At 68.0% G+C, this 24672-nt stretch carries 23 protein-coding genes; 18 read left to right on the top strand and 5 right to left on the bottom strand.

Annotated elements, in window-relative coordinates; translation table 11 throughout:
• Window positions 1-136: 136 nt before the first annotated feature.
• From ACH34Q_RS05990 to ACH34Q_RS05980, 3 genes are all read left to right on the top strand, one after another.
• The gene (locus ACH34Q_RS05990; protein WP_395982068.1) at window positions 137-730 is read left to right on the top strand and encodes a TetR/AcrR family transcriptional regulator; all 594 of its coding nucleotides are present in this window, start codon (window positions 137-139) and stop codon (window positions 728-730) included.
• A gap of 116 nt (window positions 731-846) precedes the next feature.
• Window positions 847-3186, top strand: coding sequence for an MMPL family transporter (locus ACH34Q_RS05985; RefSeq protein WP_395981734.1), 2340 nt, complete (start codon window positions 847-849; stop codon window positions 3184-3186).
• A 324-nt stretch (window positions 3187-3510) separates the two neighbouring features.
• Entirely contained in the window at window positions 3511-3816 is a 306-nt protein-coding gene (locus ACH34Q_RS05980) for a hypothetical protein (protein ID WP_395981733.1), read from the top strand.
• A gap of 160 nt (window positions 3817-3976) precedes the next feature.
• On the opposite strand, the gene lexA is transcribed toward ACH34Q_RS05980, so the two are convergent.
• Window positions 3977-4639 carry a transcriptional repressor LexA gene (lexA, locus tag ACH34Q_RS05975; protein WP_395981732.1) on the bottom strand — a complete coding sequence of 221 codons (663 nt, stop codon included), beginning with the start codon at window positions 4637-4639 and terminating at the stop codon, window positions 3977-3979.
• Window positions 4640-5159: 520 nt separating this feature from the next.
• Here lexA and ACH34Q_RS05970 point away from each other — a divergent pair.
• Window positions 5160-5597 carry a hypothetical protein gene (locus tag ACH34Q_RS05970; RefSeq protein WP_395981731.1) on the top strand — a complete coding sequence of 146 codons (438 nt, stop codon included), beginning with the start codon at window positions 5160-5162 and terminating at the stop codon, window positions 5595-5597.
• Between the two features lie 168 nt (window positions 5598-5765).
• On the opposite strand, the gene ACH34Q_RS05965 is transcribed toward ACH34Q_RS05970, so the two are convergent.
• Entirely contained in the window at window positions 5766-7685 is a 1920-nt protein-coding gene (locus tag ACH34Q_RS05965; protein ID WP_395981730.1) for a hypothetical protein, read from the bottom strand.
• 855 nt (window positions 7686-8540) lie between these two features.
• On the opposite strand from ACH34Q_RS05965, the gene ACH34Q_RS05960 reads away from it, so the two are divergent.
• From ACH34Q_RS05960 to ACH34Q_RS05935, 6 genes are all read left to right on the top strand, one after another.
• Window positions 8541-8918: an MmcQ/YjbR family DNA-binding protein gene (locus ACH34Q_RS05960; RefSeq protein WP_395981729.1), complete on the top strand. Its 378-nt coding sequence runs from the start codon at window positions 8541-8543 to the stop codon at window positions 8916-8918.
• Between the two features lie 7 nt (window positions 8919-8925).
• The gene (locus tag ACH34Q_RS05955) at window positions 8926-9294 is read left to right on the top strand and encodes an MmcQ/YjbR family DNA-binding protein (RefSeq protein ID WP_395981728.1); all 369 of its coding nucleotides are present in this window, start codon (window positions 8926-8928) and stop codon (window positions 9292-9294) included.
• Between the two features lie 66 nt (window positions 9295-9360).
• Window positions 9361-9777, top strand: a complete 417-nt coding sequence (locus ACH34Q_RS05950; RefSeq protein ID WP_395981727.1) for a PPOX class F420-dependent oxidoreductase — start codon at window positions 9361-9363, stop codon at window positions 9775-9777.
• A 103-nt stretch (window positions 9778-9880) separates the two neighbouring features.
• On the top strand, window positions 9881-10174 hold the full coding sequence (locus ACH34Q_RS05945; protein WP_395981726.1) for a hypothetical protein: 294 nt from the start codon (window positions 9881-9883) through the stop codon (window positions 10172-10174).
• A 726-nt stretch (window positions 10175-10900) separates the two neighbouring features.
• On the top strand, window positions 10901-11206 hold the full coding sequence (locus tag ACH34Q_RS05940) for a MerR family transcriptional regulator (RefSeq protein WP_395982067.1): 306 nt from the start codon (window positions 10901-10903) through the stop codon (window positions 11204-11206).
• 503 nt (window positions 11207-11709) lie between these two features.
• Window positions 11710-13746 (top strand): SpoIIE family protein phosphatase, encoded by a 2037-nt coding sequence (locus ACH34Q_RS05935; protein ID WP_395981725.1) that lies wholly within the window; start codon window positions 11710-11712, stop codon window positions 13744-13746.
• A 48-nt stretch (window positions 13747-13794) separates the two neighbouring features.
• Here ACH34Q_RS05935 and ACH34Q_RS05930 read toward each other — a convergent pair whose 3' ends face one another.
• Window positions 13795-14172, bottom strand: coding sequence for a hypothetical protein (locus ACH34Q_RS05930; RefSeq protein ID WP_395981724.1), 378 nt, complete (start codon window positions 14170-14172; stop codon window positions 13795-13797).
• A gap of 346 nt (window positions 14173-14518) precedes the next feature.
• Between ACH34Q_RS05930 and ACH34Q_RS05925 the strand changes: the two genes are divergently transcribed.
• From ACH34Q_RS05925 to ACH34Q_RS05915, 3 genes are all read left to right on the top strand, one after another.
• Complete coding sequence (locus ACH34Q_RS05925; protein WP_395981723.1) at window positions 14519-15661, top strand: agmatinase family protein; 1143 nt, start codon at window positions 14519-14521, stop codon at window positions 15659-15661.
• 647 nt (window positions 15662-16308) lie between these two features.
• A complete protein-coding gene (locus ACH34Q_RS05920; protein WP_395981722.1) occupies window positions 16309-18930 on the top strand; it encodes an ABC transporter substrate-binding protein in 2622 nt (873 codons plus the stop codon).
• A 146-nt stretch (window positions 18931-19076) separates the two neighbouring features.
• Window positions 19077-19403: a transposase family protein gene (locus ACH34Q_RS05915; RefSeq protein ID WP_395981721.1), complete on the top strand. Its 327-nt coding sequence runs from the start codon at window positions 19077-19079 to the stop codon at window positions 19401-19403.
• 376 nt (window positions 19404-19779) lie between these two features.
• Here the strand turns inward: ACH34Q_RS05915 and ACH34Q_RS05910 are convergent, their stop codons facing one another.
• A complete protein-coding gene (locus ACH34Q_RS05910; protein ID WP_395981720.1) occupies window positions 19780-20796 on the bottom strand; it encodes an AraC family transcriptional regulator in 1017 nt (338 codons plus the stop codon).
• 280 nt (window positions 20797-21076) lie between these two features.
• Between ACH34Q_RS05910 and ACH34Q_RS05905 the strand changes: the two genes are divergently transcribed.
• The 4 genes from ACH34Q_RS05905 to ACH34Q_RS05890 all read left to right on the top strand — a co-directional run bounded on the left by ACH34Q_RS05905 (window position 21077) and on the right by ACH34Q_RS05890 (window position 22409).
• Window positions 21077-21340: a hypothetical protein gene (locus ACH34Q_RS05905; protein ID WP_395981719.1), complete on the top strand. Its 264-nt coding sequence runs from the start codon at window positions 21077-21079 to the stop codon at window positions 21338-21340.
• A 2-nt stretch (window positions 21341-21342) separates the two neighbouring features.
• Window positions 21343-21678 carry an IS3 family transposase gene (locus tag ACH34Q_RS05900; RefSeq protein WP_395981718.1) on the top strand — a complete coding sequence of 112 codons (336 nt, stop codon included), beginning with the start codon at window positions 21343-21345 and terminating at the stop codon, window positions 21676-21678.
• The gene (locus ACH34Q_RS05895; protein WP_395981717.1) at window positions 21678-21836 is read left to right on the top strand and encodes a hypothetical protein; all 159 of its coding nucleotides are present in this window, start codon (window positions 21678-21680) and stop codon (window positions 21834-21836) included. Before ACH34Q_RS05900 ends, ACH34Q_RS05895 begins: the two co-directional genes overlap by 1 nt.
• A gap of 144 nt (window positions 21837-21980) precedes the next feature.
• Window positions 21981-22409, top strand: coding sequence for a hypothetical protein (locus ACH34Q_RS05890; RefSeq protein ID WP_395981716.1), 429 nt, complete (start codon window positions 21981-21983; stop codon window positions 22407-22409).
• 33 nt (window positions 22410-22442) lie between these two features.
• Here the strand turns inward: ACH34Q_RS05890 and ACH34Q_RS05885 are convergent, their stop codons facing one another.
• The gene (locus tag ACH34Q_RS05885) at window positions 22443-23798 is read right to left on the bottom strand and encodes a GlxA family transcriptional regulator (protein WP_395981715.1); all 1356 of its coding nucleotides are present in this window, start codon (window positions 23796-23798) and stop codon (window positions 22443-22445) included.
• A 209-nt stretch (window positions 23799-24007) separates the two neighbouring features.
• Between ACH34Q_RS05885 and ACH34Q_RS05880 the strand changes: the two genes are divergently transcribed.
• Window positions 24008-24664, top strand: a complete 657-nt coding sequence (locus ACH34Q_RS05880) for an SPFH domain-containing protein (RefSeq protein ID WP_395981714.1) — start codon at window positions 24008-24010, stop codon at window positions 24662-24664.
• The last annotated feature ends 8 nt before the right edge of the window (window positions 24665-24672 follow it).

Raw genomic sequence — 24672 nt, 5'->3', positions numbered from 1 at the left:
CTCCCGTACTCGTGCCGCTCTGCAATGTGGGTAACACAGTTGGTGGCAGCAGAGCCAGCGTGAGTGTCGCCGCCATGGAGCGCCCGCCGCGATCCCTTGGTCCTGGTTTTGCACTCTATGGCACAGAGTGCATAACATGCACTTTGTGGTTAAAAGTGCAGTCGGGGTGCGGCGTGAGCGGATGATCCTTTCGATCATGCGCGCTGCCATGCGCCTCGCCGACGAGCGGGGCTTCGACGGTTTCACGATGGACGAGCTCGCCGAATCCGTCGGCGTCTCCCGGCGCACCCTGTTCAACCACGTCCCCGGCAAGATGGACGCTGTTCTCGGTCCAGCGCGGGAGCCTGACCCGGAGTTGTTCGCCGCCTTCGTGGCGGGTGGTCCGACCGGGCACTTCATCACCGACCTTCGGGCGCTGGCCGTCACTCTCCTGCAGAGCGGCGGGGACACCGAGGCCGGGGACATCGCCCGGTTCCGACGGCTCGCGAAGACCGAGCCCAAGATCATGAAAGCCACTCATGACCGCTTCGAGCAGGTGACGGGCCATCTCATGGACGTGATCCGTGAGCGTGAGCGCGACGCCTTCGACGAGCGCAAGGCCAGGCTCGCCATCCGGGCGATGAGCGGGGCGTGCGAAATGGCATTCGACGCCTACCTGGCCGAGCCCGAGGTGAGCTTCGTCGAACATTTCGAGGCGATGCTCGACGCCCTCGCCGACCTCTTCCGCTGACTCGTTCGGCCCAGCCCTGTACCGAGGTGGTCACGCCCGTCGGGCCGGGCCGTTCCGCTGCACCCACCGCTTCTCCGGTCAAACCGCCCAGTACCTAGCACAACGGGAGTTCGTCCATGGCATCGCTGCTCTACCGGCTCGGCAAGACGGCGTATCGCCGATGGCCGCTCTTCCTGGTCGGCTGGCTCATCGTCATCGCCGGCGTCGGCGGGGTCGCCGCCACCAAGGCGCAGCCGTACTCCGACGCCTTCACGATTCCCGGCCTGGAGTCGGTCGAGGCCGCTGAGACGATCCCCGAGCTGATGGGGGACAGCTCTCCGCTCGAGGCACCCACCATCGAGGTGGTCCTGGCGGCTCCAGAGGGCGAGAGCCTGACCGATGAGAAGCATGCCGGCGCGGTCATGAAGCTCACCCAGGAGCTGGGCGCGCTGAAGGACGTGCCGGACCAGATCGCGGTGATCTGGACACCGGAGCAGGCGAAGGCGGCCGCGCCAGGGATGGCCAAGGCGCTGTCCACCGAGCAGCGGCCGGTCACCCCGAAGCAGGCCGAGCAGATGCTGCTAGGGCAGATCAAGGCTCAGCCGCCGCTCTCGGAGGACGGTCGCATCGGCACCTTCTCCACGGCCTTCGACGTCGACACCGTCCAGGACGTGACGCCGCAGATGCAGGAGGAAGCGCTGGCCACCGTCGAGACGGTGGCCGGGGACACCGGCCTGCAGATCGAGGTACGCGGGCAGGGCATGCAGACCCAGGCGATGGGCGGCGCCGCCGGCGAGCTCGTCGGTATCGCGCTCGCACTGCTCATCCTGGCGCTCACCTTCGGCTCCGCGATCGCCGCCGGCCTCCCGATCGTCACCGCCATCATCGGTGTCGCGCTCGGCACCATCGGGATCACCGCGCTGACCGCCTTCACCGACCTGCCGTCGAGTACGCCGATGCTCGGCACCATGATCGGGCTCGCGGTCGGGATCGACTACGCGCTGTTCATCGTCTCCCGCTACCGGGACGAGCTTCAGCACACCGATGACCGCGAGGAAGCGGTCGGCATCGCGGTCGGCACCGCCGGCTCGGCGGTGGTCTTCGCCGGGCTGACCGTGATCATCGCGCTGGCCGCGCTCACCGTGGTCGGCATCCCGTTCCTGGGCTGGATGGGTATCGGTGCGGCGATCACCGTCGCCGTCGCCGTGCTGGTGGCCCTCACGCTGCTGCCGGCCGTGTTCGGGATGCTGAAGTCCCGGGCGTTCGGCGGCACCTTCCGCAAGTACCGGCCGAAGCGGGAGAAGAACGGGCGCGTCCTGAACAACGGTGTCCGCTGGGCCCGTCTGGTCGGAAAGAAGCCGCTGGTCTGGTCGCTGCTGGCGATCGTCGCCCTCGGCGCGCTGGCGATCCCGTTCAAGGACCTGCGGCTGGGCATGCCGAGCGACGCCACCGCACCGAAGGACAGCTCGCGCTACCAGGCCGTCCAGCTGATCGAGGAGGGCTTCGGCCCGGGCCGCCTGGACCCGATGATGCTGATGGTCGACGCTCGCGGCATCGACGACCCCCGGCAGAAGCAGGCGGCGTACGCCCGAGCGGCCCAGTGGGCCCAGGGTCTCGACGGTGTCGCGCGTGTCGTCGCCCAGCCGGGCAACGACAAGGGCGCCATCATCTTGATCGAGCCGGAGACCGGACCCGGGGACCAGGCCACCGAAGACCTGATGCACGAGCTGCGCGACGGTGAGGGCGCCATCCAGAAGGCGACCGGCGCCGATCTGGCCATCACCGGTACCCAGCCGATCATGGCCGACATCTCCGAGAAGCTGAACGACGCACTGATCCCGTATCTCGCGATCGTGATCGGGCTGGCGTTCATCCTGCTGATGCTGGTGTTCCGCTCGCTGCTCATTCCGCTCACGGCCACCCTGGGCTTCCTGTTCTCGATGATGGCGACCCTGGGTGCCACGGTGGCGGTCTTCCAGGAGGGCACCTTCGGACTCTTCCCCGAGCAGCCGATCATCAGCTTCATGCCGATCTTCCTGATCGGTGTGGTCTTCGGGCTGGCGATGGACTACCAGGTCTTCCTGGTCACCCGGATCCGCGAGGCGCACATCCACGGGGCGTCGTACCGCGAGGCCGTCGTCGACGGGTTCCGCAACAGTGCCCGCGTCGTCACCGCCGCCGCACTGATCATGACCTCGGTCTTCGCGGGCTTCATCATGATGGACGACGTGATGATCAAGTCGATCGGATTCGCGCTCGCCGTGGCGATCATCTTCGATGCCTTCGTAGTCCGGATGCTGCTGATCCCGGCGCTGATGTACCTGATGGGAGAAAAGGCCTGGTACCTGCCCAAGTGGCTCGACAGGATCCTCCCGAATGTCGATGTCGAGGGCGAGAGCCTGGAGCGGCACTACATGGCCGGCCACAACAGCGACGGTGACGCCGACCGGATGAGTCCCCAGCTGGTCGAGCACTGACCTTCCGGTCCTGGCTGAACCTCAACAGGTCACCGAGTCGTTCGAGCAGTTGTCGATGGGGCCGGGCTGCTCCCCGATTCGCCTTCACGATCTCCGCCACGGGCCGCCACGTTCCTACTGGCTGCCGGCGTGAAGGTTGTGTTCGGGGGGCTGTCCGACTCCGCCCGTACGATGCTGTAAGCGATGACTTATTCTTGTGGTCGCTCGTCCACGTCACCGATCGCGTCCCCAGGGCATCGACATCACCGTTCAGGCGGCGACGGCCATGTCCGCTGAACGTCCGGCAATCCGGGGTCCGGCTTTCCGGCAGCGAAGGAGTTCCGCATGACCGACTTCCGCACCCGCTACGAGCGGCACGTCCAGTACGTCCTGGACGGGGATTTCAAGTCCGCCCTCGCGGAGATGGTCCAGGAGAACATCCCGCAGGTGTTCGATGGGGTGACCGTCCCGGGGAGCGACGTGCGGTCCTTGCGGATCGTCGACGTCCGCAAGGACGGTGACACCTGGGTCGGCGAGACCGTCTACACAACGGCCGACGGCGACATCGGGCTCCGCTCCATCTGGGAGGAGCGCGACGGTGTCTGGCTGGCGGCGCGGTTGGAGAACTTCCCCGTCCCGGCGGGGGAATGACGGTTACTGCGGCGCCGGAACGGCGTGATCAACAGGTCCAGCGCGATTGCCCCGGTGAGCACCGGAGCGATGAACGCAGAACCCACTCCTGGACACTGTTGAGGAACGGTTCCCTTACACGACCTCGGTGTCCCCGTCAGCTGCTGGGCATGCACGGGCTTCAGATGCTGCGCAGCACCGAGACGACGATGCCCAGGACAACGGCGCTGTCGCCGTCGATGACGTCGTAATCGGGGTTACGGGGTTCGAGATGAACGTGGCCGTCGCGGCGGCGGTACACCTTGATGGTGGCCTCGCCATCGATCATCGCCACGACGATCTGGCCCGAATGGGCCTCGGACTGCTGCCGGACCACGACGATGTCGCCGTCGCAGATCGCGGCTCCGGTCATCGAATCACCGCGAACGCGCAGACCGAAGACGGTGCCCCGCCCGGCGAGCTCGCGGGGGAGCGACAGGGTGTCGTCGACATGCTGTTCGGCGGAGATGGGAACGCCCGCAGCGATGTGGCCGACCACGGGCACGCTCACCGAGTCGGCGGCGGTTCCTGGTGCCGGCGGCTCGTTCAGGAACGCCCGCACGTCGATCGGCCGGGACATCGAGGACCCCCGGCGCAGGAACCCCTTGTCCTCCAGGCTCGCGAGGTGCCGGGAGACCGACGATGGTGATCGCAGGCCGACGGCGTCGCCGATCTGGCGGGTGCTCGGGGGGTATCCGTATCTGATCACCCAGTCTCGGATCGTGACCAGGATCCGCTGCTGGCGTGGAGGCAGAGCCGAGGCGTCCAGGCCCTCGAACCCTTCAAGGTCATCGTAGGTGGTCACCTACGGAAGTGTAGAGCTCGCGCGGCCACCGAGACCCGGCTTGCCCGGCGGCAGCCACAGCTTTGATGTGCGGCCTGTTGGCTCCGGTGCAGCGCCCCCCGGAGCCGTTCGATTCGCCCGCCGCGACGATGTGATGGGCAAGCTCACCTACCTCTCCGCGGTCCGTGGCGGCGAACACTGCGGCACGACGATCACAGGGACCCGCACTGGGCCAATAGGGCCGTTTCCTGGTCAACGGCAAGGGACCCCGCGGCTCGGGCCGCGCTAGCGTGAGGTCCCAACGGCGTGCAGTCCTTCCCGGCAAGGAAGTCGGCGAGATGCCGGCGGAGGAATGCCATCGCCAGGCTGCGGCCGTGCGTGCCGTGGCTGGTACCGCGCCGCACCGGTCCGTAGCCGCCCAGTCGCCGCCACTCACCCTCGATCCGGGCCGATGCCAGGACTTGACCGGGGCTTCAGGTGTAGCTGGCGGCGGGCGGGAATGATCCCCGTGCCCTGAATCTCCCGATCGCTATGGGGAACGATGCGTCTTCTTGCTCGCCCGCACCAAATGCCCGTCCGGCTGATCGTGGGCGCGTTCATCATGAACTCAGGCCTGTCGAAGCTCAAGGGCGACGAGGGGACGGCCGACTACATCCACGGCACCGCCAAGACCGCCTACCCGTTCCTGGAGTCGCAGGACAAGGGCAAGTTCACCCGCAACCTCGGCACGGCCGAGGTCGCGCTCGGTACCGCCCTGGTCATCCCGCTGGTGCCGACGCTGCTGGCCGGCGCGGCGCTCACTGCGTTCGCGGGCGGGCTGACCGGCCTCTACCTGCGGCTTCCCGGCATGCGTGAGGGGCTGCGGCCGACCCAGCAGGGCATCCCATTGGCCAAGGACTCCTGGCTGTTCGGGATCGGCGCCACCTTGGTGCTGGAAGAGCTGAGCCGGGCCCGCGAGGAACGCTGCGCCCACCCCTGACAGCACCTGGCCCGCGCGCCTTGACGGGTCCCTGCCGCCGGTAAGCGTCGGCCGCTCCTGAGGGCGTTGCGGCAATGGCATCGGGAAACGGGACACGACCGTGCTCACCGAGTTCGGCCCTGTCGACGTCGAGGTGCTCCGTCAGAGACTTGAATGCAGACCCGCCGATTATGAGGGGATCATTGTTTCGTCACCGCGCCGGCGGAATCCGGACGGGCTGTAATACCGCGTGACGCGGCCGGACTCATCTACTTCGTGGCGGTAATGGCGCATGAACTCCCAGAGCATGGGCGTCTCCTCGGGGATGTTGTTGTGTGACCGGTAAAGGTTCCTGGTCACCTTGACCAACGGCGCCGAGGACGCGCGATCCCGCCAGGTCCAGGTCCGGAAGCGGTCGTACCAGCCGCTGGGCCGGCCCTGGCGCCGGTCGACGTCTCCCAGTGTGCGCCCGTTGACCTCGAGGTGGTAGGCGGTCCAGGCGTCGATGTCGTTCTCGATGTCGTCCCAGAGGTCTCCCTGGAGGAAGGCCAGGTCGCCGTAGCCGTACGCCAGGTAGGCCGGGATCGGCTGCCGCGCCGCCTGGTAGGTGACCCCCTCGAAGGTGATGGTCCCCGAGTTGTCGGGGGCGGGGGCGAACGAGGTCGAGGCGACGGCGGCGAAGTAGTGCGGCCTGGCGGCCGCGAAGAACTGGGTGACCCGGCTGCCGGCGGACTGCCCGGTGGAGTAGAACCGCGTGGGGTCGACGTCGTACTCCCTGGTCAGGAGGTCGCGCAACCGGTGGAAGAACGCGTCGGAGTCCGTGTGGCTCACCGAGATCGCAGAGGCGCTGTACTGCTCGCAGATCACCGCCAGGATGCAGCCTTCCCTCCGGGCGACCTGCCACCACTGGGCGGAGTCGAAGAACACCTTGTCGGTCTGGGTGTTTCCCGGCCACACGAACACCACCGGTGCCCGGCGGCCCCAGATGCGGCGTGCGGACTCCGGCACGTAGACGATGAACTCGCGGAGCCGGCCCTCGACGGTCATCGTCCTGATCTCGACGCCGAGGCGGTCGTAGTCGGCGCGCCGCACGAGCTGGTTGCCGTAGGCGAAGGAGCTCTCGTACCGCGAGTAGGAGGTCAGGAAGCTCAGCACCTCCCGGGTGGTACGCCGGCTTCTGTGGTCGACCGGCCGGTCCCGCACCGCCACCTGGGAGATCGGGCCCGAGAACGACGTCATCCAGCGCCGTGAGTGCCGGCGCTGCCGGTACACCGTGCCGAGGAGCCGGTCACGAACGCCGGCGTGGTCGGTGTCGTTGGCGTGACGCCAGTAGGCCAGGCTGGAGGAGGCGCCCTGTTCGGGGCCGAGATACCAGGTCGGCAGCACCACCTCGTCGTACCGGATCAGGTCGAAGCCTTCAGGCAGGACCACGTCGATGTAGCCGCCTTCGGTGGTGCCGTCGAACTCCCGGGGCCCGATGCCGCGGAGATAGTCGGCGGGGAGGCCGGGGGAGTCCAGGTACACCTGGCCGATGACCCGAAGCGGGAAGGCCGCCGCCCACGCCTCCAGAGCCGGAGCCCCGGTCCCGTACCCCACCAGGTAGTGCAGGCCGAAGATCGAGAAGTAGATGTTGGCCTGGTAGAAGGCCATCGCGGCGTCCACGTACGCCCGCTCGGCGGCCGCGGCACCCCAGCCCTCCACGCCCGGCTCCAGGATGAACAGGCCCTCGCCGCGTTGATCGGCGATGTCCCGCCACCCGGTCTGATGCAGGAACTCGCCGGTGTCCACGTCGTCAGGGACGGCCAGCACCGTGTAGTAGGAGCGGATCGGGGTCTCGGCAGAGATGTAGGCCTTGGCGGTGCGCCTCACGCCGCCCACATTGAAGGTCTTCTCCCAGTAGCCGGTCATCTCGCGGGCCAGCTTGTTGGCGCGGCTGTAGTCGTAGCCAGGAGCCGGCCGCCCGTCCAGGGGCTTGGCCGTTCCGAGCCTCCACGGGGTCGCAGCGGAGGCCGCCGAGGCCGGCGTCTCGATCGCGGCCTGGCCCACGACGGCGCCGAGCGCGGTGGCGGCGGCGCCGCGGAGGACGGCGCGGCGACGAAGCGTGGTCATGATGGCCTCTCCTTGCCCAGCAAACAGGTCCATCTAGCGGACCTAGAGGTCCGTTCTAGACGCATCCGACGATGTCACGCCGAACGGAGAACGACAAGACTTGACCAGTACCTCTGCTGTGCAATGTGCTCAATCTCGTTCCGAGCCTCGCGCCAGTGCGGTACGGACTCATGTGAAGGATCCGGCCAGTAGTTCATGCGATCCGCATCGTGGATTGCCTCCGCGAAGGGATGGGGCCACGGTGTTGACGAGGAGAATCTGCTTCGCCCGCTTCGGGTGGGCTCCTATTGGAGGGCGGCCTGTGTACAGCAGGTCAATGGCGTCGATGAGCACTGCCAGCTTGGCGGCGCCGTCACTGACCGCGTTCTCGCTCACCATGCGCTCCTCGTCGAAGTCACCTGGCCGGCCACCCGCAGTCGCCTCACCGGACGGCCTCGTGCGTCCCCGAGGTCGACACCAGGGCTGTTCCTGTGATCATGTGACTGGAGCTCAGCACCGCTCTCGCGCTCAACGGAGACGGAAGGGCCGGGATGGCCCGCGACAATCGGCCCTGCACTCGAGGCCGCGATATCGCGTCAAGGTGCTTGAAGAAGACCGGATGGCTGATTCCTCAGTGACACCCCTGGGCGTGCGGGTGTCAGCGGCCGCTGCTGACCAGAGCGCTTGTAGTTCCTTTGCATCCGGATGACCGCTTCCCGTGCAGATGTATCAATCAGGCGGGTACGGGGCCCAAGTGCACGGAACGGGCTCCGGCAACGCCAGGCGATGGAACCGGGACGATGGACGGGGCGGGGGAGTTGTGATGGGCCGGCTCGCTCGTGCGCCGGCACTCAGACCGCCGAGGAGGCTGGCGCGGTGAACGGGAAGACTCTGCAGGGCACGGCGCAGAAGCGGGCCGAGGAGTTGCCGGCGACCACGCTGTACTCCTTCGAGCCCGGATGGGAAGCCGCCAAGGTCGTCGACAAATGGTTCATGCTGCTGACCGAGGTACCCGGCCGGCCGGTGGTGATCTTGAAGGCGCGTCCGGACGACGCCCGGACCTTGTGCGAGGCGTACGCGGACATCACCCCGGGCTATCACATGAACAAGCGGCACTGGATCACGCTTGCTCCCGGCGACTCGATCGACAAGATGCTGGTGAAGGACCTGGTCACCGAGTCCTACCGGCTGGTGGTCGGCAATCTGCCCAAGTCGCGCCGGCCGGTCGACCCGGCGGGGTTCGGCACCGGGTGAGGCGGCCATGGCCCTCACCGGTGACCGGCTTCAGCGCCTGGCCCGCAGCACGGCCGGCGAGTTCCCCGGCGTCAGCCATGGACGGCCGTTCACCGACAAGCTGGACGTCTACAAGGTGGCGGGGAAGGTCTTCCTCATCGTCACCGACGATCCGCGCGAGCAGATCATCACCGTGAAGGCCGAGCCCGAGCACGCGCGGTCGCTGCGGCAACGGCACGCATCGATCACGGTGGGCCGGTACCTGAACAAGAGGCACTGGATCTCCCTGGCCGCGGGCCAGGAGATCACCCCCACGCTGGTCAAGGACCTGGTCGCCGACTCCTACGAACTGGTCGCGGCGTCGGTGCCTGCCCGCCACCGCCCCGGGCCGAGGTGAACGCCCACTGACCCGCGCCGCGATACCGGCCCCGGCACGTACTGGAAAGGGACTCATATGCACACCATGTCGACACAGGAGTGGCACGACTTCGTCACGCGCGGGGCGCGCACGGGGAAGTTCTCCACGGTCGGGCCCGACGGCACGCCTCACATCACTCCCGTCTGGTATGTCTTCGACGGCGAAGCTTTCGCGTTCACCACCAACGGCGAAGCCGCGAAGGCGCGCAACCTGCGCCGTAATCCCCGCGCGGCGCTGTGCGTCGACGACGACGCCCCGCCCTTCGCCTACGTCGAGGCCCGCGGCGAGGTGACCTTGAGCGAGGAGCTGGACGAGCTGCTCGATGTCGCCACCCGGGCCGGCGCCCGGTACGCGGGCCCCGACCAGGCCGAGGAGCTCGGCAAGCGCAACGGGGTGCCCGGCGAGGTCGTCGTCCGGCTGCGCCCCACGAAAGTCATCGCCTACGCCGGCATCACCGAGTAGGAGTCCGCGTTCGGGGTCCGGCAGCGGATCACAGGTCGAAAGAAGCCTTCACGATCATTCGGTGAAGTCCAGATCGGGCCCTCGGCCTCGCGCTCGACGATTCGTGTGGTGGAACACCCTCTACCTGGACGCCGCCGTCAAACAGATCCGCGCCGACGGGTTCACCGACGACATGAGCGCCCGGCTCTCACCGATCGCCTACGAGTTCATGAACTTCTTGGACCGCTACATCTTCACCCGCGCCGAAGCCGCCACCGGCCGGCTGCCCTCCCATGACCCAGCGCAACAGGCGGATGTTGTCCCTCGCCGGATCAACACACGGACGACCGTGTGTCGGTGCTGCACGTCGAGGGGGAGATCGATCAGGCCATCGCCGATCACCCATCTCACCTGCTGAAACGCTGCACCGTACGGGCCGCCGCGCCTGGGCCGCCGGGGCCCTGACGTGCCTCTGGGCCCCGCTGGGAAGAGAACCGCCTGAGGCGATCACCGAAAACCTGTGCTGGCCGAGGTAGATATTTGCGGAGACGTGGGGTAGTGTTCCTGTCATCGACGAAGAACAAGTCCATCAGACGCGGCAGAGAACGAACTGCCCGGTGAAGTGGATGGTGCAGGCCGGGCGTGCCGGGGTCAACGCAAGGCAAGGGACTCCGGCAGCCGGCCGAGCGCCCGGCGGCCAACGGGCCGCCGGCAGCACCAACGCAATCGCAGGTGAAGGAAAGAACGCAGGTAGGAAAGATAAGGAAGGGGGTTCTCAGCGCCATCGGGATCGCCCGTCGCGGGCTCCAGTCACGCCGCGCGGGTACCGCAGCTCCACAGATTGGACGGTGGTCTACGGTCACGCATCCGCGATCCCCGCGCCCCCGCCGCTGGCGGCCGGCGCGGACCAGGACCGGCCTCAGTGCCGGATAGATGGTGTTGTACCTCATGGCCCCGGCGCCGCCCTCGGCGCCGGGGCCCCGTTGTCGTTCCCTCCTGCCAGGACGTGCGTGGCAAGTACGCACACGGCAGTACGGAAGGTTCTGTGAAAGCACCCCAGCCGGCCCGCGCCGGCACCGACCCGCAACCCCGCGACCCGCACCTCGCGCCACCGGTCCCGGTCCACGACCAGCCCGACGACACCCTGGACGACAAACTCGACGACGAGGACTACCCGGCCTACAGCATGGGCCGCGCCGCCGAGATGCTCGGGGTCACCCCGGGGTTCCTGCGCGGCCTGGACGCCGCCAAGCTGTTCGTCCCGCAACGCTCGGCCGGCGGCCACCGCCGCTACTCGCGCTACCAGCTGCGCCTGGCCCAACGCGCCCGCGACATGGTCGACGAGGGCACCGCCCTGGAAGCGGCCTGCCGCATCATCATCCTGCAAGACCAACTCGCCGAAGCCGAGCGCATCAACACCCAACTCCAACGGCGCATCGACCAGCCCTGATCCGCGCCCCGGCCGCCGGCGCCGACCAGCCGCTGGGGCCGCCGGGGATGAACTCCAGGGCGAGGTCGAGGACCACGCCCAGTAGTGCCGACACTGCGGGCCACGTGAAGTCATCGTGGTCGCCGGTTTGCGGCCATTTTGTTGACGAACGCCCCGGTGTCAGGTGCCGTGGGAGAAGGCCTGGCGGATATCGCGAATGGGGGATGCCGGTTCACAGTGCGCAAGAGAGGTGTCCGCGGGCCTGCCACTGGTGGAATCGCCGTGGCTGTGGGCCGGTCTGCCGGCACCCGTTCAGGGAACGAGGCCAGCGGGCACATCGCCGGCGGCCTTGCGCGGCCCGGTGGTCGTAGAACACCACGGCATCTGTGCGGCCGTTACCGCCGCGACGTGTCGGACGGGGAGCGCTGCCGGCGCGTCCCGGCGGCGTTCACCGTCCGGCTGCCCTGGGAGGTGAGGCCGGGTCGGCTTCTGGTGCACACGACGCCGATGACAGGGGGCGCGGGATGGGCGATGCCGGTGGGCGGGGGATGGGGTGGCTGGCGCTGGAGGCGTTCGATCTGGCGCCGGTCGCGGTCGCGTTGACGGTCGGGCCCGAGCATCGGCTGGTGTACGCCAACCGCGCATACCGGGCCTACGTCGGGGATCATCGCCTCGGGGAGCCGATCGGGGACGCCTTCAGCGAGCGGGTGCAGCGCGAATACGGTGAACTGTTCGACCGGGTGCTGGCCACCGGGGAGTCGGTCAGCCTCGTTGAGGCACCGGTGAAGATGGCCTCGGCCGACGACGCTGAGGAGCGGTGCTTTTCCTTCGGCCTGTCGCAGTTCGCCCATGAGCGGCCCGGGGTGCTGGTGGTCGCGGTGGACGTCACCGAGCAGGTCGCCGCGGTCCGGCGGGCGGGCCGGGCTGCCGAGGAGGAGAAGCGGGCCCGGCGCCGGTTCGAGAGCCTGGTCTGGGCGACCGCGCAGACGGTGTGGGTGACCGATCTGGCGGGTGGGGTGGTCGAGCCGAGCCCGGGCTGGGAGCGGTTCACCGGGCAGCGCTGGGAGGAGTACCGCGGCGAGGGCTGGAAGCAGGCGCTGCACCCCGACGACCTCGAGCCGACGGCCTGGGTGTGGGACCAGGCGCGCCGGCTGGTCCGGCCGTTGCAGCACATATACCGGGTGCGGACCCGCGATGGTGAGTACCGGCATCTGGAGATCCGGTCCGCGCCGGTGTACCAGGACGGCGTCGTGGTGGAGTGGGTCGGAACCTGCACCGACATCGAGCAGCAGTGGCAGGAGCAGCGGCGCCGGGAACTGCTGGACCGCGCCGCCGCGGCGGCCACCGAGCAGACCGGCCTGGAGGAGATGCTCGGCGCGCTGGCCGACGTGCTGGTTCCGGCGGTCGCCGACGGCTGCGGCGTGCACCTGGTGCCCGAGTTCAGCGACCGGCCCTTCGGCGCCCCCGTGATCGCCTACCGGGTCGCCACCGCCGCGCGCGGCGGCCTGCCCCGGCAGCCACCGGCCGGCCAGGAGCGGTTCGCTCCCGACAGCGGGTTCGCCCGCACGCTGGAGCGGCGGCGACCGCTGCACCGCACCTTCGCGCCGGGCCGGCCGCCGGGCGGCCTTCTCCCCACCAGCACCACCGCCTGGCTCACCAAGGCCCGAGCCAACAGCGTCGTGCTGATGCCGGTCGTCGTCGACGGTGCCGTGGCGGCGGCGGTCACCGCCGCCCGATGCGCAGACCGCGCCCCGATGGGCCCCGGCGACATCGCCCTGATGCGGCAGATCTTCGACCACACCCACGACGCGCTGAACAGCGCCGTCCACTTCCACCGCGCCCAGCGCGTGGCCCAAGCCCTGCAGCACAGCCTGCTCGCCGACCCGCCCGTCCTGCCCGAGGTGAAGATCGTTGCCCGGTACCGGCCCAGCCCGGTGGCCGCCGAGGTCGGCGGCGACTGGTACGACTCCTTCGTCCTGCCCGACGGCGCCCTCGTGCTGGCCATCGGCGACGTGGCCGGTCACGACCTGGCCGCGGCGGTCATGATGAGCCAGCTGCGCAACATGCTGCGGGCCCTGATCGCCGACAGCGTCGCCCCACCCGGCGACATCCTGCGCCGGCTCAACACCGCCATGGAAACGGTGGCCCCCGACGCCACCGCGACCTGCATTCTGGCCCGCGTCCAGGAGCCCGAACCCGGCCGCCGGCACTTGCACTACGCCGTGGCCGGGCACCCGCCGCCGCTGCTGGTCACCGCCGACGGCGGCGGCCGTTACCTGGACGGCGCCGCCAACCCGCTGCTGGGCCTTCCGTGCACCCGGCCCTTTCACAGTGCGACCGAACCGCTACCACCCGGTTCCACGCTGCTGCTGTACACCGACGGTCTGATCGAACGGCCCGGCGAACACCTCGACACCAGCCTGGACCGGCTCCGCCAACACGCCGCCACACTCGCACACCACCCCCTGGACCGCTTCTGCGACGCCCTCCTCGACGACCTCCCCAGCACCGGCACCGACGACATCGCCACCATCGCCCTGCGGGCCCCCGCCCCGGCATGACCTCACTTGTTCGGTCGCCGCCGGGCCAGGATGAGACCTCCGATACGGTTACAGATCCGCCAGGGGCAGGTTTCCGCCATTGACCGCGTAGGCCGTGATGACGACCGGTCCACCAAAGAGCCGCAGTGGGCGTAGTGATCGTTGTGAGGTACATGTTTCGCGAAAGGCCAGGGAGTCGCGATCCCAACCAAACCCGGTTTCGCATGAGAAGTCGTAGGTGCCGGCCTTCAACCCGTCGATCTCAGCACGCGTGTTGGGCGTGATGTACACGACGAGATAGGGCTCAGCCCATCCTGATGCGACCCGGTCACTGCGATTCGTCAGGGTGCATACAGTCGCTTGGGGGCCGGTCTCGATGATGAGTTCCTGGCGACCCGATGTCTGTGGCTGCACGATGATCTCGACCTCCCTCCAGCCCTGCCCCACTGCGTTACCCTTTCCTCTGCCTGGGCGCGGCGTAATTCCGCAACCACATGATGACGCGCTGACGTCGGCGGGGGGAAGTCCTCGGTCCGGGCTTGTTCAAGCGCCGCTGAGCGTGTGCGGCGCACTGCGGCGGGTCCGAAGGCTGGTCAGGTCGCGCCGCTCGGCCTCCGAGGGCGTTCCCGCGGCGCGGCAATGCCGACCAACGTTGACGCGGCCGTCCCGCTACCTGGACATGGCCGACCGCGACGGCGTCGTTCCTGGACTTTTACTCCGCTCTCCGAGCGTTCGGCGGCCCCATGGGTAATGCCTTCGATGCCCCCCTTCCGACGTAGCGGAGGAGGCGTGGGTGGCCGACAGTACGGAGCGGGAGGGGGCCTGGGCCCAGCGGGCCGAGGCGGAACTGCCCACGCGCAGGCATGAACAGGAGATCGACCGGTGCCTGGCCCACGGGTTGGAGGCGGCTCCGACGGTCAAGGACCGGACCATCTCGACGTTCGCCCGGGGCGAGATTCCGCACTTCGCCGGTGAGACCGGCACCTTCCTGAAGTGCCCCTTCGTGGAGGACGTCCACGATGTGGGAGACGCGGAGGTGGCGGTGTTCGGTGTGCCGCTGGACGCCGGCGCGACCTACCGGCCGGGCACCCGGTTCGGCCCGCGCGGTATCCGGCGCTGCACCGGCCTGTTCGGGACCTACAGCTACGAGCTCGGTGTGGATCTGCGCGAGCAGCTCAACATGGTCGACATCGGCGATGTGTTCACCATCCCCGGCAACCTGGAGAAGTCTTTCGATCAGATCAGCCAGGCGATGTCGCACGTGGCCTCGCAGGGGGTGTTCCCGGTCGTGCTGGGCGGCGACCACTCGATCGGCTTCCCCACCGTCCGCGGCCTGACGCCGCACGTTGACGGCAATGTCGGCATCATCCACTTCGACCGGCATGTGGACACCCAGGAGACCGACCTGGACGAGCGCATGAACACCACGCCCTGGTTTCACGCCACCAATATCAAGAATGCTCCGGCCACCAATCTGGTCCAGATCGGCATCGGCGGCTGGCAGTCGCCGCGCGCGGGGGTCAAGGTGGGACGGGAGCGGGGGACCACGATCATCACGGTGGGCGACGTGGAACGCGTCGGGGTGGAAAAGGTCGCCGAGACGGCCCTGGAGATCGCTTGGAAGGGCGCCGAAGCCGTCTATCTCTCCTTCGACATCGATGTGATCGACGCCGGTTTCGTCCCGGGAACCGGCTGGCCGGAGCCCGGCGGACTGCTGCCCCGTGAGGCGCTCAACCTGGTGCGGATGGTCTCCGAACCGGGCCTGGCCGGAATCGAGATCGTCGAATGCTCACCGCCGTACGACTGGGCCGAGACGACCTGCCTGATGAGCGGCCGCATCGTCATGGACAGCCTCGCCGTCCAGGTGCGCTCAGGAAAGCTGGGCCGCAAACCCTCCACCTCCGGGCGAGACGCATGGGGCCCCTACCCGACGTGACCGATTCGCGCCGCTGCCTCACGACCGTGCCGAGAGCCCGCTGAACGCCACCAGTCCGGCCTCGGCTGGCAGAGGAGGACGGTCGCGACGATGCTGCGCAGCATCGAGGTGAGCCACAGGTGCCCCAGGTCCCCGTTATCTCATCCAATGGATCTCGGGTGCGCCAGGTTGAACCGGCTTGACCAGCGGAGACGCGCGTCGGCACGCGAGTGCCCGGGCGGGATGTCAGGATTGGCCTACGACGCGAACGCCATGCCGAGGGCTGGCCGGCCGGCTGATGCGACTCGCTGGCGCGTGTTGTCGAGGAGGTCTGGTGAGTCCGAGTCCGCGCGAGGTGATTCTCCGGCTTGTTCATGGAGTCGCCGACGAGAAATTTCGACGAGCTTCCTGACCTCTGTGGCGAGCTCAGCGATGTCCCACACGGTTACGAACACAACTTCTGGAACGCCGCTTAGACCAGGTAGGCGACGGCGTGCGGGGTGTTGTCGGCCATAGTACGGCGACGCGCCCGCTCGGTGTGATGGACCGATTTGCGCGAACGGGTATCAACGTTGCGCGAATCCGGGAGGGATCTTGCGCGGCCTGCCCACAATCGTCGTCATGCGTAAAGGCGACAAGGCGGAAGTCCCGCCAGATTGTGGAGTGTCATGCCCATAGATGTTCGTGAGCTGGATTTCGATGGGGCGGCGGAGTTCCTGGAGTGGCTCTACGCTCTCGACCGGCGCCCGTGGCTGCTCACCAGCGAGAAGTTGCTCCCCATCGTCCACCTTCACCTTGCAAACCGTCCTCCGGACGAGTCGAGGAAGCTGCTGGCGGCGTTGCGTAGCCACTGGCAGGCGTATCGGCTACGAGGGGCCCGCCAGTGCGCGCTCCTCGCCCCCTCCGGCGCAATGGATGAGGACGGTGTGGAAAGGCTGCTTGCCTCCGCGGCGGCGCAGTTCTTTCAGAGGAAACGCCTGGGCAGAGGGCGGGGGGCACCGCATTTCGCGCTTGCCTCCTGGCTGGCGACCCTCCGCCGGGAGGACGGCCCAAGGCCGTCGGAAGACGAGGTCTTCGCTCAGCTCGCCGCCCACTTCTCCGACTACCAGCTCGTCGTGGAGGAGGGGGGAGGGGCAGCGGACGGGACGGGGGCCAGCGTGCCGCTGGCTACCATCAGCGACCTGCCCTGGTGGATCAAGCTGCCTGCGTACGTGCTGCCCCGCGTGGCGCTGCACATCGCTGACGCCCTGTTCGGACCGCAACGGTGGTTCGAGCACCGAGGTGAAAGCCGGATAGGGGACCCGCAGGCGCTCAAGGGAAGCCTGTTCGCCTTGGCCAAGAGGTTCGCCGGGATCGATGGCCAAGCGCCAACGCAGGAGCAAGTGGACGCACTGCTGGCCGATGCGCTCCTGGAGGACCTGCGGCGGGCATACAGCAGAGCAGGCGTGTTCGGTCGGGGACGGCGTCGCCGCACCTATCCGGTTCTTCTGCTGGGGTGCGAGTACGGAGAAGCGCCGATCGCCTTGCTCCGGGCGATCACGTCTGCGCGGAACATGCGGCCCCGCCACGGAGAGTTCAAGAGGGATCCCCTGCTCGTCGTTGCCGCAGGCTCGCACCCGGCGACCGAGGTCGCCTCGCAGGTTCAGGGAGCGACGCATCCCGGCAGCCCGGAGAGCGCCCACATGGAGTGGCGCAAGAAACTGAGGGACGGGTCGAGGCAGGGCCGCGTTTGGCTGCTGCCGTTCATGATCCCCACGAATCCGCTGCCGAGGTTTCGCGACCGGGTCATGAAGACACGGCCGCCTCGGCGGGTGCCATGGATGTCGTTCGTGGGGCTGGCGGTGCTGGTCGCGGGCGTTGTCGCGGTGCCGGTTTCCAGCCACGAGTTCTGCCGGCCGTGGTGGTCGCTGTCGGTGCGGCCCTGGCCGCCGGGTGTGCTCAATGCCATGACCCTGGAAGATCTGGGGAACGGCGGTGAGCAGTGTGTGGGGCTGGCCGGCGGCAATCCGCCGCGGGTTTCCGGCGAGCTGGCCGAACCCGTCAATCTGATCAATAGGAGCAACGCGCGGGTGGTGCGCGATCCCGACCACATCACCGTGGTCCACCTCACGATGCTGTCCCCGGGCAACGAGCAGGGCGTGCAGGCCACCCGCGAGGAGTTGCGCGGGCTGGCGATCGCGCAGCAGGAGTCGCTGAACGATGAGACGCCGATCCGGCTGCTGCTGGCCAACGCGGGTGCGAACATGGAGTATGCGGACCGCGCCGCACAGAAGATCACAGAGGCTGCGCGCCGGGACCGTCGGATCGTCGGCGTCGTCGGGCTGGGGCTGAGTACACGGCAGACGATCGATACGGTCCGACGACTGGGGCGTGCGCGCCTACCGTCCGTGGGTTCGGCGACCACGGCCGACGAGCTGATCGACGCCTCGCCCTACTACTACCAAGTAAGTCCGGGCAACCAGCGCCAGGCCGTTCTTGCCGCTCGATACGCCTCGGCCGAGCTGGATGCCCGACGGGCCCGTGTGTACCACTCGGCGGACCCGGACGACATCTACAGCGCCGAGATCGCCACCGCCATGCGCGATCAGCTGCGGGCGGCCGGGGTGGAGGTCAGCGATCATGCGGGCTACAGAGTGGCCGATGAGGGACCGGGTGCAAGCGTTGCCCAACTGGGCAGACGGGCCTGTCAGGCTGCGGAACGCCCGGACGAGATCGTCGTCTACGCGGGGCGCGCCGAACACTTCGAACCGTTCCTGAACGGCATGAAGCTCGCATGTCAGAACCGCTACCCGCGCATTCTGGCGACCGATGACGTCTCCCGTTTCGTCCTGGCGGGGACCAATCGCAAGTACCCGAAACTGCGGCTGGAGTACCTGGCGCTGGCCAGCAGCGCACTGTGGGGTACCAACTGCGCGGCGGCCCAGAAACAAGGCAGTTTTTACATCCGTTACAACGATCTGTTCAAGAGCGCCTGCGAGGAGAACCGCGACGGCCGGGCGCTGCTGACCTACGACGCGCTCGCGGTGATCCGGCAGGCGGCGGCGAACGTGCGTGCCAAGGATCCGGACGTGCTGAGAACCGGGGGCGTCATCACCGGGCTCCCCGACATCCGCGGCGCAGGGCGGGTCAGCGGCGTGAGCGGCGACCTGGACTACTCGGAATCCGATGCGCCGCGGACGCCGAAGCACAAGGCGATCTTGATACTGCGGGCCACCGAGGGCCAACCATGTCTCGTCAAGGTGGAAGGCAAGTTCAGCTCACAGGAAAGAATTGCGGGCGACTGCCCTTGAACTTGCACACTGAGCCGTTTTCAGCAGCGGTGTGAGGGCTGCTGATCACAGCATGGTCGCGGCCGGTATGGCCAGGCCCGGATGTAAGAAGCCCCTGGTAGGACGGTTGATCTCTCACAACCCATCGTCCGAACCAGAGGCTCCGCATGCTTTTCTATCGTGCTTCGCTGCCGTTGTCGCGCCAGACGCTGGCCTACGCCACCGGCGTCGTGCGCCGGCACCGCGTGCCGGCCGACAAGGCCTACCAGGGCGCCGACGATCACATCGCCACGCCGTACAAAGGGCGAGACAAGCCCGAGTCACAGAAGGACGCCAACCGCGCTCACGCGCGGCTGCGCGGGCCAGGCGAGCGCGCAAACGCCCAACTCAAAGCATGGCGGATCCTGCGCAAGCTGCGCTGCTGCCCATGGCGCGCCGGCCGCATCGCCAAAGCCGTCCACACCCTCCACCTACGCGAAACCACCACATACTGAAAAAGGCTCACTGGTACGGGTGCTCGAACCCTCGCCGGCGACGACGCGCAGAGCTCACCATTAGGTTCGGCTCGTCTGTAATGCTGGAGTTTATCGGCAGTGACGTCATGCTCGACCTGATAGCAAGCGTAATAAGGACGTCGATGCTCAACTTCGTCCGCGGGTCCGGCAGTACCGGTGCCATTCTCTTGCCGGGTGCGGGTCTATATCTATTCCGGAGAGCGCCATGAGCGATAAGGACCTGCCGCTAGGGCGTGTCGAGCTTCTCCCGCCGCGCCTGCCGCACCGAGTGACGACCTGGAGCCCGGCTACGCCTACCCTTCCTCCCCGCACAATGGTCGAATCAAGGTCGACTAAGGCCAGGCGGGCAGGGGTGTCACCGCTCGCGCAAGGTCTGGGAAGGCTGCTCGCCGTAAGCCTTCTGGTAGACGGCGGCAAAACGGCTCAAGTGTGCAAAGCCCCACCGGTGGGCGACTTCTGTGACGGTGCCGAGGGACTGGCCGTGGGCGATTGCCAGCAGATCGGCGCGGGCATGGTGTAGCCGGATCTGCCGCACATATGCCATCGGGGACTTCCCCAGGTGCTCGCGGAACTGCTCTTGCAGAGTGCGGACGCTGGTGCGCGCGGCGGCGGCGATCTGGGCCACCGAAATCGGCTCGGAGGCGTGCTCCTCACAGAACCGCACGGCACGGCGCACCGCATGCGGGGAGGCCGGGTGCCAGCGACCATGCAGCGCATCGGACAGGCTGTGGGGTTGAGTGGATAGGAGCCCGTGGATCAGAAGTTGCTCGAAATGCCGGACCGCCAGCGGCGAGTTCAAGACGGCGCCGCAGTCGATTTCCTCGGCCAGCAGATGCACGAGCCTGCTCCACCGCCGGACCTCAGGTCGGGACAGGGGCAGGGCCAGATCAAAACGGATCGGACCTGCAGGCTCGTCTCCCAGATAGTCGCACACCGCTCGATCGACCGCCCGCCGAGAGACGCGGGTGAGGAGGCTCGTTCGATCGCCGCTGAACCGTCCAGACTGCTCCTGCCCAGGAGAGGAGACATAGCCGGTCTCATGATCCATCACCATGCGTTGGCCCTCGACGGTCAGCCAGGCGCGCCCGCTCAGTGGTAGGCACACGCCATAGAAATCGTCGGACGCCTCGGGGCGAATCTGTACCTCCACCCCATAACCGAATGCGGCCAACGTCACGGTGCTTGGAGGCCCCATGTTGATGCGCTTGGGGTGGGGACCGTCGGCCAGAATCCGCATATTCAGCCGCGTGAATTCGTCTTCTATGATGTCGACCAGGTCATGGAGGTTGCCGTCGGTGAGCCGGGCGTAGCTGGCGAGGGGAAACTTACCGCGAGGAAAAGTGTGATCGTCTTGGCCAGTGGGCTGTTTCATGTCCGGAAGGCTCCTAGTGTGCAGACGGTGCGCCCTTCCCGCCATGCGGTCATCGCTTCGGTCTCCTTGACGGAAGTTCAGAAACTCGAACGCAAGGGAGTCAATGGGTAGATGGCTCCTCAGGGCTGCCTCACGAACATCAGTATGCCCGGCCGCCGAGACCGCTGGGTCGCGTTTGCTGTACCTGCCAGGTGATCCTTTCAGTCGAACAGGACCGTACGCATTGGATGGCGCAGCCCGTTCAAGATCGTGAGGGGCGGCGGTGTCGAGAATGTTATTCATGCAGGTGGAAGCCCATGTGGCAGGTGTGGCGGTGCTGGTCGGGGCGACGAGCCGGGTCGCGGCCAACGCGATAAAGGCCTGGTATCCGATCAAGCCGCTCTGCTACCGGTGCAAGCGGCGTCCCGAGCAGTTGAGCAGCGCCGAGTGCGAGGAGCTCAAGCGGCTGCGCAAGGAGAACTCCGAGCTGAAGCGGGCCAATGAGATCCTCAAGGCCGCCATTGCGCTTTTCGCCGCCGAGCTCGGCCAGCCCCGGACGATGTAGTCATGGTGGTCGACCACCTGCGTGACCGCTTCGGGGTCGAGCCGGTGTGCAGGGTCCTGGACCTGTGCCCGGGCACCTACTACGGCCGCAAACGCCGCCCGCCCTCGCCCTGCGCCCAGCGCGACGCCGTGCTGATCGAGCAGATCAGAGACGTCCACCAGGCCTATTACGGCGCCCGACGGGTGCACCGGCAGCTGCGCCGCCAGGGCGTGCAGGGGCAGCTCACCACCAGACCCCGACCGCAGCCGATCTGGTCGACCGCGACTTCGAACTGGGGGACGTTCTTGGCCGGTCGCTGGAAGTCGTCACCGTCCCGCAGCAGGAATGGGCCGGCCTGATGGTGCAGGCGGGACTCCCGCCTCGGCTCGCCGAGGGATTCGCCGGCCTGTACGACGCCGAGCAGCGGGGCCTCCTCCAGCCCGGCGGCGACAGGCACATCACGTGCACGACGGAGCTGGGCGAGACCCCGCGCCATCCGGTGAAGACCGTCTCCTGACGTCGCGGCCGTTCCGGTTCGATGTTGAATGCGGTATTGGCAGAAAACCTATGAAGGCTGGCAGGCCTTCTACTTTCCGACCCTTGGTCGGCGTCCGTAAGGTCTGGTCTGGCCACGCGACTCCCGAGCTTCGAAGGAATGATGATGAGCCGTTGGAAAGTCCTCGCCGCCATAGGCGGAATGGCGGTCGCCTTGGTGGCGACGCCGGCCACGCCCGCCGCTGCGGCCGCGTATCCGACCGCCTATAACACCAAGACCCAGTATCTGACATCGGCACCGGAAGATCACATGCCCATGTCATGTGTGGAACGAAGGCTCTTCCTGGCCGAAGGTTCATATGACTGGCATCAGCATTTGCAGGACTATGCAAAACTCATACGAAGCGGATTCCAACTGGGTGAGGGTTGGTACAACTTGAAGGACTGTTTCGACCCCGGGACCGGCATCTACTACCACACCACTTGGCTGACTCCTGAAAACCCCAGCTGGGAACAGGTGCACACCAACCGCAAGATCTGGCTGACGAAGGGTGGAAACATCACCTGGGGCTCGTCCCTGACTCCACTGTTCTGAGGTCGAGCGCGAAGTCCTGGCGCAGCCGGATGATCACTGGGCATCCGGCTGCGCGTAGTGGCCGTTGAAGATGCTGCGGTAGGTGCGGGGTGGTATGCCGCGGCGCTTGACGAACTGCTCGCGTAGGACGGTCGCGTTGCGGTAGCCGACCTGCTGAGCGATCTCCTCGATGCCCAGGAGGGTGGTCTCCAGCAATTCCTCGGCGCGGTTGAGTCGCTGGGTGAGCAGCCAGGCGTGCGGAGTGGTGCCGGTGGCCTCTTTGAAGCGCCGGGCGAAGGTGCGGGGGCTCATCAGCGCCCGCGCGGCCAGTTCGTTCACCGACAGCGGCCGGCGCAGGTTCTGCTCCGCCCAGTCGATCACCGCGGCGATGCCCTCGTCGTCGGAGCGGACCGGTACGGGGGAGGGGATGTACTGGGCCTGGCCGCCGACGCGATGCGCCGATGCGACCACCTCGCGTGCGATCGCGTTGGCGACCGCTGAGCCGTGCTCGCGGCGCAGCAAGTGCAAGATCATGTCAAGGCCGGAGATGCCGCCCGCGCCGGTCAGGAGCAGGCCCTCGTCGACGTAGAGAGGCTCGGGGGTGACCGTGACCTTCGGGAAGCGGGCGGCCAGGTCGGCCGCCAGGCTCCAGTGCGTGGTGGCGCGCAGGCCGTCCAGCAGGCCCGCGGCGGCCAGCAGGTAGGTCCCGGCGCAGAAGGCGGCGATGATCGTGCCGCGGTGATGAGCGGCCCAGAGCGCTGCGACCACCTCCGGTGAAGGATCGGACGTGCGTTCGTCGCCGGGAAGCAGCACGATCAGATCGGCCTGGGCCAACCGGTCCAGGCCATGCTCGATGTGCTGGGTCAGCCCCAGATCGGTGCGTACCGGGCCCGGTGTCTCGGCGGCCGCCGTCACCTCGAAGGGCGGCAGTCCCAGATGGGTGCGGTCGGCGAACACCCTGCCGATCATGCCCAGTCCCCAGGTGCTCATGTTCTCCGGCAGGTAGGCCACGACGCGACGAAAGCCCACGGTCACGGCCTCACTGAGAAGGGCACGGGATTCTCCCAACAGGACGGAGCCCTGCGGTACGAGCCATACCAGGACCACAAAGCCCAACCGCAGATGAAAGTCCGGCATCGAATCGAAGAGCCAATGGTAATCCGGAGCGCTGCCCAGCATCAGGGCCAGGCCACCGGACAGTACCGGCAGCTCGGCCGGCAGCACGGGTGAGGACACCGTCGCCGGTGACAGGGCCGGCACGGTCAGTCCGACTGCGAAGATCACGCCGTTGCCGACGAAGATCCGCCAGAACGGCCTGGCCGTCGGGGAACGCGCGGCCCCGGGCTCGTCTGCGCCCCTCGGCAGGCGGAACGTCCGTCGAAGCGCTGCGCCGCCGTTCCCCCAGGCCATGCGACCAGCCTCGGCCCATGGGCAGGAGTCTGTCCATGGGTGACACACCCCATCGGGTCGCGACCGTTCTACACGATCGGCTCCCACCGATCTGGTAGGCACACCTGATGGCGCGCGCGTTGCGGGCCGGTCACGCTGGGACGACCGGATGCGGCCGGCGCCGAGGACGTCCCGTCGGCCTTTGTGCTTGGCCGGGGAGGGAGAGGTGCATGGTCGGGGGGATCACGGCGGGCGGCCTGGTGGCCACCGGCCTGAGGCAGGCCGCCGAGCCGCTGTCCGATTCCGTGCCCTGGACGCCACCGGCTGTCCTGGTCCTGATCGTTGTGGCTCCGCTGCTGGTGGCCGCGGTACTGCGGGTGGTCCCTGAGGGCGAGCGGCTGGTGGTGTGTCGGCTGGGCGGTGCCCCTCGGGTGCGGGGTCCCGGCCGGGTGCTGGTGGTGCCGGGTGTGGACCGGTGGTTCCGGATTCCGTTGCGGTGGGATCCGCTGGATGTGTGGCTGGAGGCGCCGACCCGGGACGGGGTGGTGCTGCGGTTGAAGGCCGTCGCGTTGGTGTCGGTGTCGGACCCGGTCCGGTACGCGCAGCGGACGGTTCCGCCGCCGTCGGCGGCGGTCAGCGTCATCGTGGAGAGCCAGGTGCGCCGCTACATCGCCGAGCGGGACCTGATCCAGCTGGCCGGGCCGGCCTGCGGCGCGGCGGCGTTGGCCGCCCAGGTCGGTGAGGCCGTCGGGGAGTGGGGGCTGGCGGTGTCGGTGCTGGAGATCTCCCGGGCCGAGGTCGCCCTGCACAGCCTGCATCGGTGGGCCGTCCAGAACGGGCCTGGGCCGGCCTCGGGCGCCCCGGCCCCGGGTACCGATGGCTGTTGATCTGGCGG

The sequence above is a fragment of the Actinomadura sp. 9N407 genome, assembly GCF_044326315.1.
In the GTDB taxonomy this organism is placed as follows: Bacteria; Actinomycetota; Actinomycetes; order Streptosporangiales; family Streptosporangiaceae; genus Spirillospora.
Note: the sequence above shows the minus strand (reverse complement) of the source record. Positions and strands in the feature narration are given on the sequence as shown.

Coding starts and splice junctions, on each gene's coding strand:
- ACH34Q_RS05990 (WP_395982068.1), top strand. CDS start 137: ATGCACTTTGTGGTTAAAAGTGCAGTCGGGGTGCGGCGTGAGCGGATG.
- ACH34Q_RS05985 (WP_395981734.1), top strand. CDS start 847: ATGGCATCGCTGCTCTACCGGCTCGGCAAGACGGCGTATCGCCGATGG.
- ACH34Q_RS05980 (WP_395981733.1), top strand. CDS start 3,511: ATGACCGACTTCCGCACCCGCTACGAGCGGCACGTCCAGTACGTCCTG.
- ACH34Q_RS05970 (WP_395981731.1), top strand. CDS start 5,160: ATGCGTCTTCTTGCTCGCCCGCACCAAATGCCCGTCCGGCTGATCGTG.
- ACH34Q_RS05965 (WP_395981730.1), bottom strand. CDS start 7,685: ATGACCACGCTTCGTCGCCGCGCCGTCCTCCGCGGCGCCGCCGCCACC.
- ACH34Q_RS05955 (WP_395981728.1), top strand. CDS start 8,926: ATGGCCCTCACCGGTGACCGGCTTCAGCGCCTGGCCCGCAGCACGGCC.
- ACH34Q_RS05950 (WP_395981727.1), top strand. CDS start 9,361: ATGTCGACACAGGAGTGGCACGACTTCGTCACGCGCGGGGCGCGCACG.
- ACH34Q_RS05935 (WP_395981725.1), top strand. CDS start 11,710: ATGGGCGATGCCGGTGGGCGGGGGATGGGGTGGCTGGCGCTGGAGGCG.
- ACH34Q_RS05920 (WP_395981722.1), top strand. CDS start 16,309: ATGCCCATAGATGTTCGTGAGCTGGATTTCGATGGGGCGGCGGAGTTC.
- ACH34Q_RS05915 (WP_395981721.1), top strand. CDS start 19,077: ATGCTTTTCTATCGTGCTTCGCTGCCGTTGTCGCGCCAGACGCTGGCC.
- ACH34Q_RS05910 (WP_395981720.1), bottom strand. CDS start 20,796: ATGAAACAGCCCACTGGCCAAGACGATCACACTTTTCCTCGCGGTAAG.
- ACH34Q_RS05905 (WP_395981719.1), top strand. CDS start 21,077: ATGCAGGTGGAAGCCCATGTGGCAGGTGTGGCGGTGCTGGTCGGGGCG.
- ACH34Q_RS05900 (WP_395981718.1), top strand. CDS start 21,343: ATGGTGGTCGACCACCTGCGTGACCGCTTCGGGGTCGAGCCGGTGTGC.
- ACH34Q_RS05895 (WP_395981717.1), top strand. CDS start 21,678: ATGGTGCAGGCGGGACTCCCGCCTCGGCTCGCCGAGGGATTCGCCGGC.
- ACH34Q_RS05890 (WP_395981716.1), top strand. CDS start 21,981: ATGAGCCGTTGGAAAGTCCTCGCCGCCATAGGCGGAATGGCGGTCGCC.
- ACH34Q_RS05885 (WP_395981715.1), bottom strand. CDS start 23,798: ATGGCCTGGGGGAACGGCGGCGCAGCGCTTCGACGGACGTTCCGCCTG.
- ACH34Q_RS05880 (WP_395981714.1), top strand. CDS start 24,008: ATGGTCGGGGGGATCACGGCGGGCGGCCTGGTGGCCACCGGCCTGAGG.